This window comes from Phycisphaerales bacterium AB-hyl4, assembly GCA_041821185.1.
Lineage (GTDB): Bacteria > Planctomycetota > Phycisphaerae > Phycisphaerales > Phycisphaeraceae > Natronomicrosphaera > Natronomicrosphaera hydrolytica.
Window position 1 is genome coordinate 54,109 of sequence record JBGUBD010000007.1, and the last position, 16,873, is coordinate 70,981.

Sequence of the window (16,873 nt, forward strand, 5' to 3'; positions counted from 1 at the left end):
CCATGTGCGGTATCGCAGGCATCGCCCCCTTCACCGCCGACGTGCATCCTGACATGGCCCAACTCCACGCCATGTGTCACGCCATGCACCACCGCGGCCCCGACGACCTCGGCGTCGAAATCCGTGACCGCGTCGCGCTCGGCATGCGCCGACTCAGCATCATCGACCTCGCCACCGGCCAGCAACCCATCACCAACGAAACCAACTCCGTCCGCGTCATCTTCAACGGCGAGATCTACAACTACCCCCAACTCCGCCAAGCCCTCCAATCACAAGGCCACCACTTTAAAACCAACTCCGACACCGAAGTCCTCGTCCATCTTTACGAACAGCACGGCCACAACCTCCCCGAACACCTCAACGGTATGTTCGCCTTCGCCCTCCACGACCACGACCGCCAACGACTTCTCCTCGTCCGCGACCATCTCGGCATCAAACCCCTCTACTACAGCCTCGACCGACACCGCCTCGTCTTCGGCTCGGAAGTCAAAGTCCTGCTCGCCTCCAACCTCATCAAACGTGAACTCGACCTCGACGCCCTCGGCCAACTGCTCGCATGGGAATACATCCCCGCCCCGCAAACCCTCCTCACCACCGTCCGCAAACTCGAGCCCGGCTGTCTGCTCGATGTCGACCTCAACACCGGCCACGCCAAACAGCATCGCTACTGGGACGTCCCCATCCAGCCCGCCGACCGTGCAACACTCTCCAGTCACCACTGGGCCGACGCCGTCGACTGCCACATCGCCCAGGCCGTCCAGCGACAACTCATCAGCGACGTGCCTCTCGGCGCGTTCCTCTCCGGCGGCGTCGACAGCTCACTCGTCGCCGCACACATGGGCGCCCACGCCCAGACCTTCAGCATCGGCTTCAACGACCCGACCTACAACGAACTGGACTGGGCCAAGCGCGTCGCCGACCACCTCAACCTCGATCACGACTACGAAACCATCGCCCCCAACGTCGTCGATCTCTTCGACCGACTTATGCCCAGCATGGACGACCCCATCGGCGACTTCTCCATCTTCCCCACCTACCTCGTCTCACAACACGCCCGCAAGCACGTCACCGTCGCACTCACCGGCGACGGCGGCGACGAACTGTTCGGCGGGTACGAAACCTACCTCGCCCAGGCCAAAGCCAAGCAGTGGCAACGCATCCCCGTCATGCTCCGTAAATCCATCCTCGAACCCACCATCCGCGCCGTACCGCCCAGCCCGCAAAAAAAAGGCCTGCGCAACAAAGCCAAACGATTCGTCGAAGGATTCGAACACGATGACACCCTCGGCCACGCACGCTGGCGACTCTTTGCCGGCTCCGCCACACGACGCAAACTCTTCCAGCCCGATGCCCTTGCCCAACTCACCACGCCGCCCGGCGAACACATCGAACGTCTCATGCAACAGGCCGACGGTGCCGACGAACTCGACAAAGCCCTCTACGTCGACATCAAAAGCTACCTCGCAGACAACTGCCTGGTGAAGATGGACCGCATGTCCATGACCGCCTCCCTCGAAGCCCGCGTGCCGCTACTCGACAAGGACCTTGTCGAGCTCGCCTTTGCCATGCCCTCAAACCTGAAAGTGGCAGGGGGGCAGACCAAGGCCCTGCTCAAGTCCGTCGCCGCCCGCCACGTTCCGCCGCGCTGCGTCTATCGCCCCAAGGAAGGCTTCAGCATTCCCATCAAGCATTGGCTCAAACGCGAGTTTCGTCCGCTCATGGAAGACATGCTCGCCCCCGACCGCATCCGCGAGCAGGGCATCTTTGACGCAAGCACCATCGAACGCCTCAAGCACGAGCATCTCACCGACCGGGCCAACCACAGCCACCTGCTCTGGACCCTCATCGTCTTCCACGACTGGCGTCAACGCTGGCAAGTCTAATTCCAGCCTGACCCCATACAACGTCTCCCCCAAAAAGGCAGTACAGCTTCAACTGTACTGCTCAATCATCATCATGATCACCCATCCAACCGCAAACATCACGAAAATAGCCAGCACCCCATTCGACCTTGCCATCGTCGGCGGCGGCGTCTACGGCATCGCTGTCGCACTCGAAGCCGCACGCCGCGGCCTCCGCCCCATCCTCCTCGAACGCCACGACTTCGCCGGCGCGACAAGCTGGAACTCCCTACGCATCCTCCATGGCGGACTCCGCTACCTCCAGACCCTCGACCTCGCGCGATTCCGCCAATCTGTGAATGAACGCCAGTGGTTCTGCCAACATTTCCCCGAACTGATCAGACCGCTGCCTTGCCTCATGCCCCTCTACAGCCGCGGCCTCAAACGGCCCGCCCCGCTTCACGCCGCGCTTTGGCTCAACGATCAACTCGCCCGCCACCGCAATCACGACGTCCAGCCGCATCTTCATCTACCGGCCAGTCGTCTGCTGTCCGCTGACGAAACGATCAAGTGGTTTCCCCGCGTGGTTCGTCGCGGGCTGCAAGGCGGCGCGCTCTGGTACGACGCCGTCATGGTCAACTCCCAACGCGTGCTCATTGAGATGCTCCGCTGGGCCTGCGCCTGCGGCGCAACCGCACGCAACTACGTCAACGTCAAGCAGGTCATCACCGGTGTGCCCAACCGCCACACCCTTGTCGCCATTGACACCCGCACCGGCCAGCCCATCACGGTCCAGGCCCGCACCGTCATCAACTGCGCCGGCCCCGCCGTCGCCAACCTGCTTGAGCAGACCCTCGACACGCCGCCCGCGTTGTTCACGCCATCGCTCGCCTTCAACCTGTTGCTTGATCGTCCAGCCTTCTCCCGCGCCGCCGTCGCTGTGCAAGCGCCCGCTGTCGGCGCGCCGGTGCACTTCGTCCAACCCTGGCGTGGCCGACTGCTCGCCGGCACGGTGCACGTGCCCTGGCATGCCCGCAACAATTCCCGCCCGCACCCCACGCCCGCGCAGATTGCCGATTTCCTCAACGACCTCAACGCCGCCATCCCCGGCCTCGACCTCACCGCCATCGACGTTCGCCGCGTCTATGCCGGCCTGCTGCCGGCCGCACACCCCGCCGACGCCACCCTCGCCAATCGTCCCGTCATCCACGACCACGCCAACGACCGCCACGCCGCGCCCGGCTTCGTCACCGTCGTCGGCGTCAAGTTCACCACCGCCCGCCACGTCGCCGAGCATGCGCTTCGCTGCGCGTGGGCACACCTTGGCCAACTGCCTGACTATCAACCCCGTACCCAACGCCCGGTGAACCACCCACGCCTCGACCTGACCTGCCCCGAGCAACTGTTCCGGCATGATGACGCGTTCACTCGATACGAGCTGACGCGTATCGTCCGCGAAGAAGCCGTGGCGCACCTGGACGACCTGCTCCTGCGGCGAACTGACTGGGCAAGCGACGCCTCACACGAACACGAGCTCACACAACGCATCAGCGACCTGCTCACCGCCGCCGACTGCCCACTCCCTCGCGCCGCCTCCCAATAAAGCCCAGGGATGGCAATCCCTCGGTCGTCTCCAAAAACCCAAAATCATCCAATGCAACACAACGCACCCCAACCCCCTCGCACCGCCCTTGTCACCGGCGCCACCGGCTTCACTGGCGGCCACCTCGCACGCACCCTCGCCAATCGTGGCTGGTGCGTCCGCGCACTCGTCCGCGACAGCGATCGCGCCGCGCCTCTCCAACGCGACGGCATCGACACCATCGTCGGCAACCTCACTCATCGTGACGACGTCCGCCGCGCCGCCGCGGGCTGCACTCACATCTTCCACATTGCCGCCCTCTATCGCTCCGCCAAGCACCCCGACCGCGTCTACCACGACGTCAACGTCAACGGCACACGCCACGTCCTCGACGCGGCTCGCGAGCACAACGTCGCCCGCACCGTTCACTGCTCAACCGTCGGCGTCCACGGCGACATCGACCAACTCCCCGCCGACGAAAACGCCCCCTTCAAGCCAGGCGACATCTACCAGCAAACCAAGCTCGAAGCCGAGCTGCTCGCACGCGACGCTTTCAACGGCAATCAGCCCGGCTCGATCTTTCGGCCCGTCGGCATCTACGGCCCCGGCGACCTGCGGTTCCTCAAACTCTTCCGCATGATCCACACCGGCCGATTCCGAATGTTCGGCCAGGGCAACATCCACTACCACCTCACCTACATCAACGACCTCGTCGACGGCATCATCCTCTGCGGCACACACCCCGCCGCCCTCGGCCAAACCTACATCCTCGCCGGCCCACGCCACACCACCATCCGCGAACTCGCCGACCACGTCGCCCACGCCGTCGGCCGACCACCCACCAAAGGCTCACTGCCCCTCACGCCTCTCAAGCTCGCCGCCACCGCCTGCGAAATCCTCTGCCGACCTTTCAACATCGAACCGCCGCTGCACCATCGCCGCCTCGACTTCTTCACCAAGTCGCGCGGCTTCAGTGACGCCAAGGCCCGGCGCGAGCTCGGCTACCAACCCAAAGTCGACCTCCCCGAAGGCCTCACCCGCACCGCCGCCTGGTACTTCCAGCACAACTACCTCAAACCCAGCCGTCCCATCCCAATCAAGCCCACGGACGAGCGCAGCGATGCCGGGGGACCATCCAGCAGAACATCAACCACGCCCCCATCAACGACACCATCCGCGCCTTCAACCTATTCCGGACCCTTCCCATGACCGATCAATCCACCACGGCCACCACCACCCGCTCTTCCGACACGCTCGACCATGCGCCGCCGTCCACCAGCGACACAGACACCCACCTGCGCCAGGTCCTCCGCGATCAGCAGACCTCGGCCATGCAAAAATACATGTCGCTCACCGTCGGCTCGGACAGCCTCGCCCGACTGTTCCAATACGAACTGCTCACCACGACGCTCGGCCCCATGCCCGGTGCGATCGGCCTCTTCCTGCGACAAAAACTCTACCGCACCATGTTCGGCCACATCGGCCAAGGCGTCGTCATCGGCAAAAACGTCACCATCCGACACCCGCACCGGATCCACCTCGGCGACCGCGTCATCATCGACGACCACTGCGTCCTCGACGCGAAAGGCGACCAAGACCCCGCCATCGTCATCGGCGACGACGCCATCATCGGACGAAACACCATCCTCTCCTGCAAAGGCGGCGAAATACGGCTCGGCCATCAAGTCAACATCTCCGTCAACTGCACCCTCGTCGCCGAAACGCAACTTACCATGGGCGATAAAGTCCTCGTCGCAGGCCACGGCTACTTCGTCGCCGGCGGTAACCACGGCTTCGCTCGCATCGACATCCCTGTCGGCGACCAACCTTGCACACAAAAGGGTGGCCTGCACATCGACAAACATTGCTGGATCGGCGCTGCCGTCACCATCCTTGACGGTGTGACCATCGGCCGCGACGCCATCGTCGCCGCCGGCGCCGTCGTCAACCGCAGCGTCCCCGACTACGACATCGTCGGCGGCGTCCCCGCCAAGCACATCCGCAACCGCAAACACGACGATTCAAACAACCCGTGACACAATCTGATTGCTGATTGCTGATTGCTGATTGCTGATTGCTATTTCCCATCCCCCGCGCGAAGCCCACGGCCTCCGGCCGTGGGTCCCCCCCATGTACAAGCCCATCACCCGCATCCTGCGCATTACCCTCGGCCTGACCCTGCTTGCATGGGTACTCTCCCGCGCCGACTGGCGCGAGCTTGCCACACTTCTTCAGCAAATCCACCTCGGTTGGCTGGCCGCCTTCGCCATCACCACCCCCATCACCGTCGCGCTCTCCGTCTGGAAGTGGAAACTCCTGCTCCACCCCCTCGGCCACCACCCTCGCTTCTCAACCCTCTTCGGCCTCTACATCCTTAGCCAGTTCTATAACAACCTCTTCCCCTCTTCCGTCGGCGGCGACGCCGTCCGCGCCGTCATGCTCGGCAAACGCATCAACGCCTACCAGCAAGCTCTCGCCTCCATCATCGTCGAACGCTTCCTCGGCCTCACCGTCCTGGTCGCCCTCGGCCTGATTGCCATCGCCCTCGCCTCACCACTCCGCCAACACCCACCGCTGCTTACCCTCACCCTCGCAGGCCTCGGCCTTTATAGCCTCGTCACCATCATCATCTTCGACCCTCGCCTGCTCCAACTCACCCGCCGACTCACCCATCGCTTCCGCGTCACCCACAAGCCCCTCGACAAACTCCATCGCTTTCAGCAATCTCTCCGCGACTACCGCCGACACCGCACCGCCATCGTCAAAGCGCTGCTGCTCTCGCTTGCCTTTCACCTGGGCACGATCGTCAACGTCTACCTCGCCTGCCGCGCGCTGGGCGAGCCCGTCCCATGGTGGCCCATCGCACTCATCACCCCCATCGCTTTGATCGTCACCATGCTGCCGATCTCATTCAACGGCGTCGGCGTCCGCGAATGGACCTTCATGGTCGGCTTCCAACTGCTGGGCCTCTCACCCACCCTTGGCGTCGCAGCCAGCCTCCTCGTCCGCTTCAAGCAACTGCTCTGGTCTTCCCTCGGCCTCCTCGTACACCTCACTCTCCCCACAACCGCTTACCCATCACCACCACCCCCTCGAAGCCCACGGTGTCCCACCGTGGGCCCCCCCGATCCTGCCCCACCCAAAAATCCATCCACCTTCTCCACAAAGGGCAGCACACACGCCGGGTGATACACCACCCACGCGCCCACGCGCCCCGTGTTCAGGTAATGATCCGTCCCACTCGCTGTCCAGTACTCCGCCCGATCGCCCATCCGCGCCGCCACCGCTTGCAGAAACGCACGGTCCGCTTCGCTCTCGCGCGATGCATCGATCAACAGCGTTGGCGGATGACCTCCGCTCGCAAATTGTTCGGCATGCGCTTCGATGTCACGCTTGTTTACCATCTCACACACGACGTCTTCGTTGAGCTCATAGGGCACGTTCATATCGCGCTGCATCCGCGCGAGAATCTGCCGACGATCGGCCGCCCTCTCATTCAAAAACCGTTCGCGCAGCCGTCGTGGCGGGCCGAATAACACCAGCTTCGCGATCCGCCGATCGTTTGCCGCCGCCGCCACCGCCGCGCCCGCGCCAAACGAGTGGCCCAGCACGTACACTCGCGTTTCGTCCACCTCCGGCCGACCGCTAAGCCAATCCACTGCTGCGCTGACATCCCGCGAAAAGTCGAACCCTGCCGCATCGTTAGCCGTCGCAGGATGATCCGATTCGCCATAGCATCGCGCGTCGTAGCTGAACACGTGATACCCCCGTGCCCGCAGCAGCGTTGCCAGCACCAGCATCAACGCCTGCCGCCGTCCTTGCCGCGACGCCCCATGCGCCAGCACAATGCCCGGCCGAACTGTCTCATCAACCGGGCAATACCCTGCCGACAGCCGCAACCCATCTGCCGTCAACGTCACCGCCCGCTCAACCGTCGGCCGAAGCAGTCGCACCCGCCACGGCCGGGCCACACCAAGCAACGACATCAACGAAACAACATCCCGCGCCCGATGTGCTCGGGCGCGCATCGCCGACGTCAGGCCATTCCCCACCAACTGCGTCATTGCATCATCACTCCACCCACGTCGCCGCAGCCGCGCGATTGTAGCGCGGCACGGCCTCGCCGCGTCCTTCGTACTTCCTCTCATGCTCGTCCTCGAAAGCTTCAACTGGCAACTCGAATACGACAACGATTGTCCGAGCACTTAAAACGCAACAAACTTTGCTCGTCATCCAAACAACACCTTCTTGACCAGTGTCTTTTGACCGGTAGCGGTCTACGATAGGTCGAAACGGGAAGCGGGCACTGCGCGTGGGCGCTGCGGTGAGCAGCGCATCATGCATGAAAAATATGACGACAACCTGCGTTTTTATCTGGCTCGACTGCGACGCGGCGCACTGCGCGCCGCCATGACGCCGATCTGCAACTGGCAGCCGCTTCACTCGCCGGCCCCCGGTTACACCGTCGTCATTGGCTGCCCCGTCGGCCTGACCCGCGTGCTCTTTGCCAATCTCGCGCTGCTTCAGCAGCAGCGTCGCGAGCATCTGCACGAAGTCATCATCGCCTTTGATGTCATTCGCTCCCGCGCTGATCATCGCCTGCTCGACGCGCTTCGCAAGCGGTTCGACAACCTCCCGCTGCGGTTTCTCTTTTACGACCGCCGCCAGGCCCGCGTGCTCGACGCCATCGGCTGGGCGTGGTGCTACTGCTGGCTGAACTGGGCGCTCCCCCTCGCCCACACCCGCACGCGGTACGCCATCATCCACGATCTCGACGCGCTGCTGCTCGATCGCAGCATGCTCGAACAACGCTACCACGCCATCCGCGAGCGCGGCGACCACTACGTCGGCGTCAACTACTACCACGGCAATGGCATCGTCGAAGACGACCGCCTCGCCGTCACCTTTGAAATGGCCTGCGACGTCCGCGAGCTTCGGCTGAACCATCACCCGATCGACCTGTTCAACCGCATCACCCGACATCAGGGCCGACGCATCGAGTTCGACACGTTCCTTTACCCACAGCGAAACGCTCGCCGATCGCTTCTCCCGCTCATGCCCGGCTCGATGGTGCACCCTACGCAGCTCGTCTGCCAGTACGTCGAACTCCACCGCCGCGCCCGCTACGTCCCGCCTGCCCGCAACAACCTGCCCATGCTCGCCTACATGTACTACCTCGCCGGCGACGAGCTCGGCCTCGAACGTCAGCGCCAGGCATGGGCCGACGCCCAAGGCCCCATCGTCGACCTGCTCGGCCGACCCGCCGACTGCCGCCACCTTGCCCCCGCGCACACCGCCTGGCTCACAGCGCAGATCGAACGCGTCGAGCACGCCCTCGCCGACCGTGTCCGCGACCCCGTTCGCCGTTACCTCGACGCATTGAACCGCTTCGCCGACCGTCAGGCCCATGCCCAATCACAACAGGGCAACCAGCCCGACGCGCCCGTCTACGAGTTGGAGCAACGCCATGCGAGCTGACCCCGCCCTCAAAGCTCAAGCGCGTGCGTTGTCTTTCGAGATCGCATCGCCGCTCGACCCGCCGCGCGAAGTGCAGTTGCACGGCTTCCGTCTGCACGCCCTCACCGAGTCGCAGTGCATCCGCCACATCCTCGCCGCGCTCGCGGTCAACCGCGGCGGCTGGGTCATCACGCCCAACCTCGACCACCTTCGCCGCGCTCGACGTGACCCTGTCTATCGCGCCATGCTCGCCGAGGCTGACATCGTTGTCGCCGACGGTATGCCGCTGGTCTGGGCCTCACGCTTGCAGGGCACGCCGCTGCCCGAGCGTGTCGCGGGTTCATCGCTGATTCAGACGCTCAGCGAAGCTGCTGCGCTGCGCGACCATCGGCTGTTCCTCCTCGGCGGCGCGCCCGGCGCTGCAGCGCGGGCCGCCACCGTGCTCGCCGAACGTTTTCCCGGATCGCCGGTCGTCCGGTATGACGAAGCCCCCTACGGTTTCGACCGTGACCCCGCTGCGATTGACCAGCTCGCCGCGCGGTTGCGCGAGTCCCAGCCGGCGATCGTGTTCGTCGCGCTCGGCTCGCCGAAGCAGGAGCAGATCATCCGACAGCTCCGGCCCGTGCTGCCCAATGCGTGGTGGCTGGGTGTGGGTATCAGCTTCAGCTTTGTCGCCGGCCAGGTCCGACGCGCCCCGCGATGGATGCAGCAGGCCGGCCTCGAATGGATGCACCGCCTCGCGCAGGAACCGACACGCCTCGGCCGACGGTACCTGCTCGACGGCCCGCCGTTTGCCATGTCGCTGCTCTGCCGCGCTGGTCTGTCTCGATGCAAGCCCAAGCGTGGTCAGCCCGTGGCGATCCACTCGCAAACCTTGATCGACGGAGGGAACCGGGCCACGTGATTCGACCCCTGACAACCGACACAAACGACGTCACCCACGCCCCCCACGCGTCAACCGACGCGCCCATGGGTCGGCTATCCGCGCAAACGCTGTTCGACCCACAAACACGCGACCTGCTCACGCACCGCCTGCGCGCCGTCATCCTCCTCGCCGGCACGCTTCGCCCCGACGCTATCCAGCAAGCCGTCAGCCGAAGCCTGCTCGAAATGCCCGTCGACGCGCATCGAACCGTCCAGACCTGCTGGCACGAACACCTGGCCCGACTCACCGACCACCTGCACCTTCACCACCTGCCCGTACGTATCCTCATCGACCGCCAGACCCGCCCCCCCCAACACTGGCCGCGGCACAACCCCTCCGTCGCCGTCTCCATCGAACGCGACCCCTTCGAGCTTCGCGGCACAGGCGGCCTGCTTCGCGACGTTACGCTCGACTACGACGATGACGACTTCGTCCTCGTCGCCGACGCCGCTCAACTGCTCTTCGCCCCCTTGTGGTCTGTCCTTCACCGCCTCGGCCGAACGCCCGGCGACGTCCGCCTGCTCGCACGCGGCGACGGCTCGCCCGCCGGGTTCATGCTCCTGCGCTGCGGCCCACTGCGACATTTACCCCCCGTCGGCTTTGTCGACTTCAAAGAGCAGGGCCTCCCGCGACTCGCCGCCTCATTCGCCGTGCACGTCGCGCGATGGCGCGCCAGGCCCGTTGGCTGCAGCCTCGCCACGCCCGGCCTGCCACTGCGACACGCGCCCGGCTACCTTCACGCCCTCCGCTGCTGGGCGATGCAACTCAGACGCGCCGCCGGCCAGCACGCCGACCTCCCCGACTGGCGCCCGGCCTTCTCATTGATCGAACCCGGCGCTGCCGTCCACCCACACGCGCTGCTGCACGACTCCGTCGTGCTCGTCGGCGGACGCGTCGAAGCAGACGCCGTCCTCGTCCGCTGCGTTGTCGGGCCAGGCGGCTACATCCGCGCCGCAGGAATGCGAACAGATACATGGATCGCCGCACCCCGCCGACTGCGGCGCAGCGCATCGACACCACACGCCTGATGCGCCAACCGACTCGGGAGAAGCAGATATGCCAGACCCAGGCTCAACATCCGACAGACTCCAGCTCGACGGCCACCACACCGCCAGCGACGACCACACGCCCCGACCGCGCCCGCTGCTTCGCCTGCTGCGCGGCCGTATGCACTGGGCCATCATCCTCGCCCTCCTGCTCGGCATCGCCGGCGCGGTAGGGGGGTATCAATGGATCGATCCGATCTACCGCAGTACCGGCTCGATCCGCGTCGCCCCCAGCGTTCGCCCCGTCATGGAGCACACCGGCTCGACGCGCGACATTCCGCACTACGACGCGTACCTCGACGCACAGGCCGCACTGCTGCGAAGCCGACAGGTCGTCGAACGCGCCGTCCAGCACGAAGCCTGGCAACGCCTCGGCCGCGGCGGCTCCGACCCGTGGGTCCAGTACTTCCGCAACCAGCTCAACGTCGGTCGATCGCGCGGCAGTCAGGTCATGAGCATCAGCTTCTACGACGGCGAGCCCATCGCCGCCGCCGCCGCCGTCGAAGCCGCGATCCAGGCCTACCACAACTTCTACCAGCAGCAGGAAGCCCGAGCCGACGAACAGATCCTTCACCAACTCTACCTTCGCCGCGATCGCCTGAACAGCGACCTCGCCCGGCTGCGCAACCGACGCACGGAAATCGCCGGCCAATACGGCGTCGAAGGCCTCTCCCGCCGATACCAGCTCCAACTCGAACAGCTCAGCGAAGTCCAGGAAATGCTCCGACGCACACGCGTCCAACTCCAGAGCCTCCGCGAAGCCGGCGATGACCCGCAAGACCGCGAGCCGCCTTCCATCGACGAAATCGCCATGGTCGACGAACGCATGCGCAACATGCTCGAAGAACGCGAACAACTGCAATTGATCATCGACCGACACCAACGCCTCGGCCTCGGCGAACGACATCGCGAAGTCGCCCGCACCACCGCCGAACGCGACGCACTTAACCAGCGCATCGAAGCCTACGCCATGCAGTTCACCTCCGGCGACATCGCGCTGCCTCAGATGCCCACCACCCTTGATCCCACTATGCCCATGCTCGACACCATGCTCAGCGAAGATGAACTCGTCACGCGCGAACGCGACCTCGACCGCCTTCGCGAGCAGATGCGAGAAGAAGCCCTCGTCCTCGGCGAACAACAGCAGGCCATCGACGACATCTACGAAACCCTCGACCAACGCCGCGCCGAGCTCGCCGAAACCGAACGCTACATCGACCGCATTACCCTCCAGGCCCCCCTGGCCGAGCGCATCGAAGTCATCGGGTGGGGCGAAATCCCAGGCATACCTTACAACCAGGGGCAACGACTCCAGCTTGCAGCACTCGCAGGCGGCGGCGGCGCGATGTTCGGCGTCGGCCTCGTCATGCTCCTCGGCCGACTCGATCGCCGCGTGCAACACGTCGACGACGCGCAAGGCAGTCTGCCCACCGCTCGACTGCTCGGCATCCTCCCCACGCTTCCCGCCGACCTCGCCGCCCCCGAGCAGGTCGCCATCGCCGCCCACTGCGTCCATCACATTCGCACACTCCTCCAGGTCGGCCACAAGTCTCGCCACTCGCCTGTCCTCATGCGTGATCAGCGCGGCCAGCTTCAAACCATTCAAATGGACTACAACCAGGACGCCGGCAAGGTCTACGCCGTCTCCTCGCCAGAAGCCGGCGCAGGCAAAACCAGCCTCACCATCGCGCTCGGCCTCAGCTTCGCCACCAGCGAAGCACGCACGCTCATCATCGACTGCGATGTCGTCGGCGCAGGCCTCTCGCGCAGGCTCAACGCCAACGTCTACCGCAGCCTTGCCGACGTGCTCCTTCGCGAAAAACTCGTTGACAACACCGCTATTGAAGGCACGCGACCCCTCGCCCAGATGCTCGGCCGACCACTCGGCGACATGCTTGTCGAACTCGGCCACCTCAGCCCTGAAAACCTCGACTACGCCCGATCGCTTCGACGCGAGATGAAGCTCGGCCTGCCCGATGTCTGCGAAGGCGAACCCCTCACCAACTGCACCGCCGACACCGGCGTTCGCCGCCTCTCCGTCCTGCCCGTCGGCTCGGCAAGACCGCACCAGGCCGGCTTCCTCTCGCCCGCCGCGCTCAAACGCGTCTTCGACCAGGCTCGCAAACGCTTCGACGTCGTCCTCGTCGACACCGGCCCCATCCCCGGCAGCATCGAAGCCGCCATGACCGCCGCCGAAGCCGATCAGGTCGTCCTCGTCGTCTCCCGTGGCGTCGAACGCAATACGCTCGTGCAGTCTCTCGAACACATTCAGTCCATCGGCACACCACTCGCCGGCGTCGTCTTCAACCACGCCCTTCAGCGTGACGTGTTCCGCTCCTACTCGCGCTCGCGCAGCAGCCAAAGCGCCGCCGTCGAATCTCAATTGCCATTCAACCCACACCCCAGCAGCCACGCCGCCGCCTCACGCTTCGGCCCCGTCGGCTCCGCCGTCGCCTCCTACGCACCAGGCCCACGCGCCGAAGAACGCAACCAACCCCGCAACGGGCTTTGACCCATGCCCCCCCAACCCCCCGACGTCTTCCACACCCTTCCCAATGACGAACCCGACGCCCTCGGCCAGCCTGTGATATGGGGCCTCGACGCCGTTGAACTTCACCAACGCTTCTGGGCCGCGCGCAGCGTCCAGGTCGTCCATCGCGGCACGCCCGCGCCCCTTACTCGACGCGCCGAACTCTACCTGCTCGTCGATTCGCCCCACCTCGTTCTCTTCCGACTCCAACGCGCCATTAACACCCTACTCTGGCGACGCGACGACCTCCTGCTCATCCGACTCCACAGCCAACGACGCCAGACCTACTGCGAACGCCTCGACACCAACGAGCAAGGTCAGTTCCTCCACTTCCAACGCATCTACTGCCAGCAACACACCCGCGTCGCTCGACTCGCCATCACTGCCCACCGCACGCTTGCCAAGCGTTGGCAACACGCCGACTCGCCCATGCTCGGCTGGCGCGATCTACGCCTCGCAGTCCCCCATCATCAACGCACCACCATCTCCCTCCCCGGCCAACTCAAAACCGCGCACGACCCACACGAACAACAACAATTCATCTTCTCGCTCGCCCAGCAATGGCGCAGACCCGATCGCACCATTCCACGCGCAAAGCAACACACCGACGGCGTCTGGACCGACATCGACACGCCCCTTCACGATCACGTTCGCTGCGTCGGCCCCGTCTGGATCGGTGCAGGCCAACCCATGCAACCAACCACCAGCATCGTCGGCCCGGCCGCGCTCTGGGACGTCACCAACGTCGACGCCGACACACCCACCCGTTGGCGTTGGCCCACGCAGCCCGGCCCCGTCTTCCGCCCACTCAACAGCACCCCGCGCCCGCCCGCCCTGGGCAAGCGCATCACCAAGCGTGCGTTCGACATCGCGTTCGCGCTTGCGGCGTTGTTGATGGTCTTGCCTTTGTTCCCCTTGATCATGCTGGCGATCTGGCTTGAAGACGGCCGACCGTTTTTCTTTGCCCACATGCGTGAGACGCTCGGCGGCCGGGAGTTTCCCTGCCTCAAGTTCCGCTCCATGCGAAACGATGCCGAGCAGATCAAAGCCCAGCTTGCAGCGGTCAACCAGGTCGACGGCCCGCAGTTTTTCATGGAAAACGATCCGCGCGTCACGAAGGTCGGCCGATTCCTGCGCAAGACCCACCTCGACGAATTGCCACAGCTGCTGAACGTGCTCGTCGGGCAGATGTCGGTCGTGGGCCCGCGCCCCAGCCCGCACGCGGAAAACCAGTATTGCCCGGCCTGGCGTGAAGCGCGATTGAGCATCCGCCCCGGCATCACCGGCTTGTGGCAGGTCATGCGGACCCGCCGCGAGGGTGAAGACTTCCAGGAGTGGATTCGTTACGACCTGGAGTATGTTGATCGCATGAGCTGGTCGCTCGACATCTGGATCATCCACCGCACGATCCGCCACCTCCTGGGTTTCAAATAACCCCTACAAAGCCCAGGGACGGCTGTCCCTGGGCTCTCGCTGCTTCTCCATTCACAAACCCCACACGCGCAAAAAAAGAGAAGGCGACCTCATCTGAGGTCGCCTTCTGCAGTTTGAGCTCCGAGGCGCTATTGGCTTGGGTTCTTGCCCGGTTCCCGCCTGTTTCGGAGCGGCGGTGTCGGGCATTGGGTTGACCGTATGGGTTCACACGGTCGGGAAGGATCAAATCGGAAGCGTCACTTTTTCTTCTTGGCGGCCTTCTTCTTGGTCGCCTTTTTCTTAGTGGCCTTCTTCTTTGTAGCCTTCTTCTTAGTGGCCTTCTTCTTGGTGGCTTTCTTCTTAGTAGCCTTCTTCTTGGTGGCCTTCTTCTTCGTCGCCTTCTTCTTAGTAGCCTTCTTCTTGGTGGCCTTCTTCTTAGCCATGGGCTTATCCTTTCGGTTCAGCCCTCGGAGCTTGAATCAACTGTAACGGTAGTGGGAAAAGGAAGTCAACACAAAAACAGTGAACGCGCATCATTTATCGGCCGAGCAACGCGCGCAGCTTGAGCAATGTTCGCCAACGTTTTTAAAATCGCAACACGCAATCGCGCATCCGTTATCCTGAAACGCATGAACGCCAACGACACCAAACGACTCGCAGCGCTCGATCACGCGCACGTCTGGCATCCGTTCACGCCTATGAAACAGTGGCGCGAACAGACGCCGCTGATCATCGAACGCGCCGAGAACGAGTACCTCATCGACACTGAAGGCAAGCGATACATCGATGGCGTCTCAAGCCTCTGGTGCAACGTGCACGGCCACCGCGTGCCCGAAATCGACGACGCCGTGCGACAACAACTCGACAAGGTCGCGCACACCACACTACTCGGTCTCGCCTCGCCGCCAAGCATCGAACTCGCCGCCATGCTTGCCGATCGTGCGCCGGGCAAGCTCACGAAAACCTTCTACTCCGACGCCGGCGCGACCGCGCTTGAGGTCGCTTTCAAAGTCGCCGTGGGCTACTGGTATCACCGACAAAAGCCTGAAAAACACCGCTTCATCGGGCTTGCAGGGGCTTACCACGGCGACACCACCGGCGCCATGTCCATCGGCTACAGCGAACTGTTCCATCGGCCGTTCCTCTCCATGGTCTTCCCCACCACATGGTTCCCCAACCCCGACCCTTGCCGACCACCGCAAGCCGTCGGCAACCTCCCCCCGCGCCCAGACAACGTCTGGCCAAGCGAACATCAACCGCTCGCCGACGCGCTCACCGACTACTGCCTCGGCCAACTCGATCGCATGCTCCGCGAGCAGGCCCACGAGACCGCTGCCATCGTCATCGAGCCTGTCATGCAAGGCGCTGCCGGCATGGTCTGCCAGCCGCCCGGCTTTGTGAAAGGCGTCGCCGACCTCGCGCGGAAGTATGAAGTGCTGCTCATCGCCGACGAGGTTGCCACCGGCTTCGGGCGTACGGGAAAAATGTTCGCCGTCGAACACGACCTCGATGAAAATTTTTACGGCCCCGACATCCTCTGTCTCGCAAAAGGCATTTCCGCCGGCTACCTCCCGCTCGCCGCCACCATGGTCACCGACGAAATCGACGAAGCCTTCACCGGCGAGCTTGCCGACCGACGCACGCTCTACCACGGCCACACCTACACGGGCAATCCGCTCGCCTGCGCCGCTGCCGTCGCATCGCTCAAACGCTTCGACGACACGAACCTCATCGAACACATCAACCAGAGCGCCGAGATCATCGCGGACAGGCTTGCGCCCCTTCGCGATCCCGAAGCCTGCCCCCACGTGCTCGACATTCGGCAGCGCGGCATCATGGTCGGCATCGAGCTCTGCGAAGATCGCAACAGTGCCAGGCCCTTCGACTTCGCCGCCCGTCGAGGCTACGAGTTCTGCGCCGCGGTCCGCGAGAAGGGCGTCATCATCCGGCCGCTTGGCGACGTGGTCATCCTCATGCCCATCCCCGCCATGTCCCACGCCAGCCTCGAACACATGCTCGACACCGTGGTCGAAACCTTCCTCGCCTGGCGCCCCGCGCCCGCATCTATATAGACAGATC

The 16,873-nt window shown here is 64.3% G+C and carries 14 protein-coding genes; 11 read left to right on the forward strand and 3 right to left on the reverse strand.

From position 1 onward, the window contains the following. Positions 1-2: 2 nt before the first annotated feature. The 5 genes from asnB to ACERK3_12530 all read left to right on the forward strand — a co-directional run bounded on the left by asnB (position 3) and on the right by ACERK3_12530 (position 6,612). Positions 3-1,883, forward strand: coding sequence for an asparagine synthase (glutamine-hydrolyzing) (gene asnB, locus ACERK3_12510; protein MFA9479106.1), 1,881 nt, complete (start codon positions 3-5; stop codon positions 1,881-1,883). A gap of 73 nt (positions 1,884-1,956) precedes the next feature. Then, entirely contained in the window at positions 1,957-3,444 is a 1,488-nt protein-coding gene (locus ACERK3_12515) for an FAD-dependent oxidoreductase (protein MFA9479107.1), read from the forward strand. Positions 3,445-3,495: 51 nt separating this feature from the next. Further along, the gene (locus tag ACERK3_12520) at positions 3,496-4,632 is read left to right on the forward strand and encodes an NAD-dependent epimerase/dehydratase family protein (protein ID MFA9479108.1); all 1,137 of its coding nucleotides are present in this window, start codon (positions 3,496-3,498) and stop codon (positions 4,630-4,632) included. Continuing rightward, a complete protein-coding gene (locus ACERK3_12525) occupies positions 4,629-5,459 on the forward strand; it encodes a DapH/DapD/GlmU-related protein (GenBank protein MFA9479109.1) in 831 nt (276 codons plus the stop codon). Before ACERK3_12520 ends, ACERK3_12525 begins: the two co-directional genes overlap by 4 nt. Before the next feature lie 94 nt (positions 5,460-5,553). After that, entirely contained in the window at positions 5,554-6,612 is a 1,059-nt protein-coding gene (locus ACERK3_12530) for a lysylphosphatidylglycerol synthase transmembrane domain-containing protein (protein MFA9479110.1), read from the forward strand. Here the strand turns inward: ACERK3_12530 and ACERK3_12535 are convergent. Next, entirely contained in the window at positions 6,495-7,487 is a 993-nt protein-coding gene (locus ACERK3_12535; protein ID MFA9479111.1) for an alpha/beta hydrolase, read from the reverse strand. The two genes, ACERK3_12530 and ACERK3_12535, sit on opposite strands and share 118 nt — an antisense overlap. Positions 7,488-7,494: 7 nt before the next feature. Further along, positions 7,495-7,767 carry a hypothetical protein gene (locus ACERK3_12540; GenBank protein ID MFA9479112.1) on the reverse strand — a complete coding sequence of 91 codons (273 nt, stop codon included), beginning with the start codon at positions 7,765-7,767 and terminating at the stop codon, positions 7,495-7,497. Here ACERK3_12540 and ACERK3_12545 point away from each other — a divergent pair. Genes ACERK3_12545 through ACERK3_12565 form a run of 5 tightly spaced genes read left to right on the forward strand, consistent with a single transcriptional unit; the run spans position 7,762 to position 14,815 of the window. Further along, a complete protein-coding gene (locus ACERK3_12545; protein ID MFA9479113.1) occupies positions 7,762-8,901 on the forward strand; it encodes a hypothetical protein in 1,140 nt (379 codons plus the stop codon). The two genes, ACERK3_12540 and ACERK3_12545, sit on opposite strands and share 6 nt — an antisense overlap. After that, a complete protein-coding gene (locus ACERK3_12550; GenBank protein MFA9479114.1) occupies positions 8,891-9,784 on the forward strand; it encodes a WecB/TagA/CpsF family glycosyltransferase in 894 nt (297 codons plus the stop codon). The genes ACERK3_12545 and ACERK3_12550 overlap by 11 nt, the downstream gene beginning before the upstream one ends. After that, complete coding sequence (locus tag ACERK3_12555) at positions 9,781-10,833, forward strand: hypothetical protein (GenBank protein MFA9479115.1); 1,053 nt, start codon at positions 9,781-9,783, stop codon at positions 10,831-10,833. The genes ACERK3_12550 and ACERK3_12555 overlap by 4 nt, the downstream gene beginning before the upstream one ends. Positions 10,834-10,861: 28 nt before the next feature. After that, positions 10,862-13,363, forward strand: a complete 2,502-nt coding sequence (locus ACERK3_12560) for a hypothetical protein (GenBank protein MFA9479116.1) — start codon at positions 10,862-10,864, stop codon at positions 13,361-13,363. 3 nt (positions 13,364-13,366) lie between these two features. After that, positions 13,367-14,815 (forward strand): sugar transferase, encoded by a 1,449-nt coding sequence (locus tag ACERK3_12565; GenBank protein MFA9479117.1) that lies wholly within the window; start codon positions 13,367-13,369, stop codon positions 14,813-14,815. A gap of 236 nt (positions 14,816-15,051) precedes the next feature. Here the strand turns inward: ACERK3_12565 and ACERK3_12570 are convergent, their stop codons facing one another. Continuing rightward, positions 15,052-15,237, reverse strand: coding sequence for a hypothetical protein (locus tag ACERK3_12570; GenBank protein ID MFA9479118.1), 186 nt, complete (start codon positions 15,235-15,237; stop codon positions 15,052-15,054). Positions 15,238-15,423: 186 nt separating this feature from the next. Between ACERK3_12570 and bioA the strand changes: the two genes are divergently transcribed. Next, positions 15,424-16,866, forward strand: a complete 1,443-nt coding sequence (bioA, locus tag ACERK3_12575; GenBank protein MFA9479119.1) for an adenosylmethionine--8-amino-7-oxononanoate transaminase — start codon at positions 15,424-15,426, stop codon at positions 16,864-16,866. Positions 16,867-16,873 lie beyond the last annotated feature (7 nt).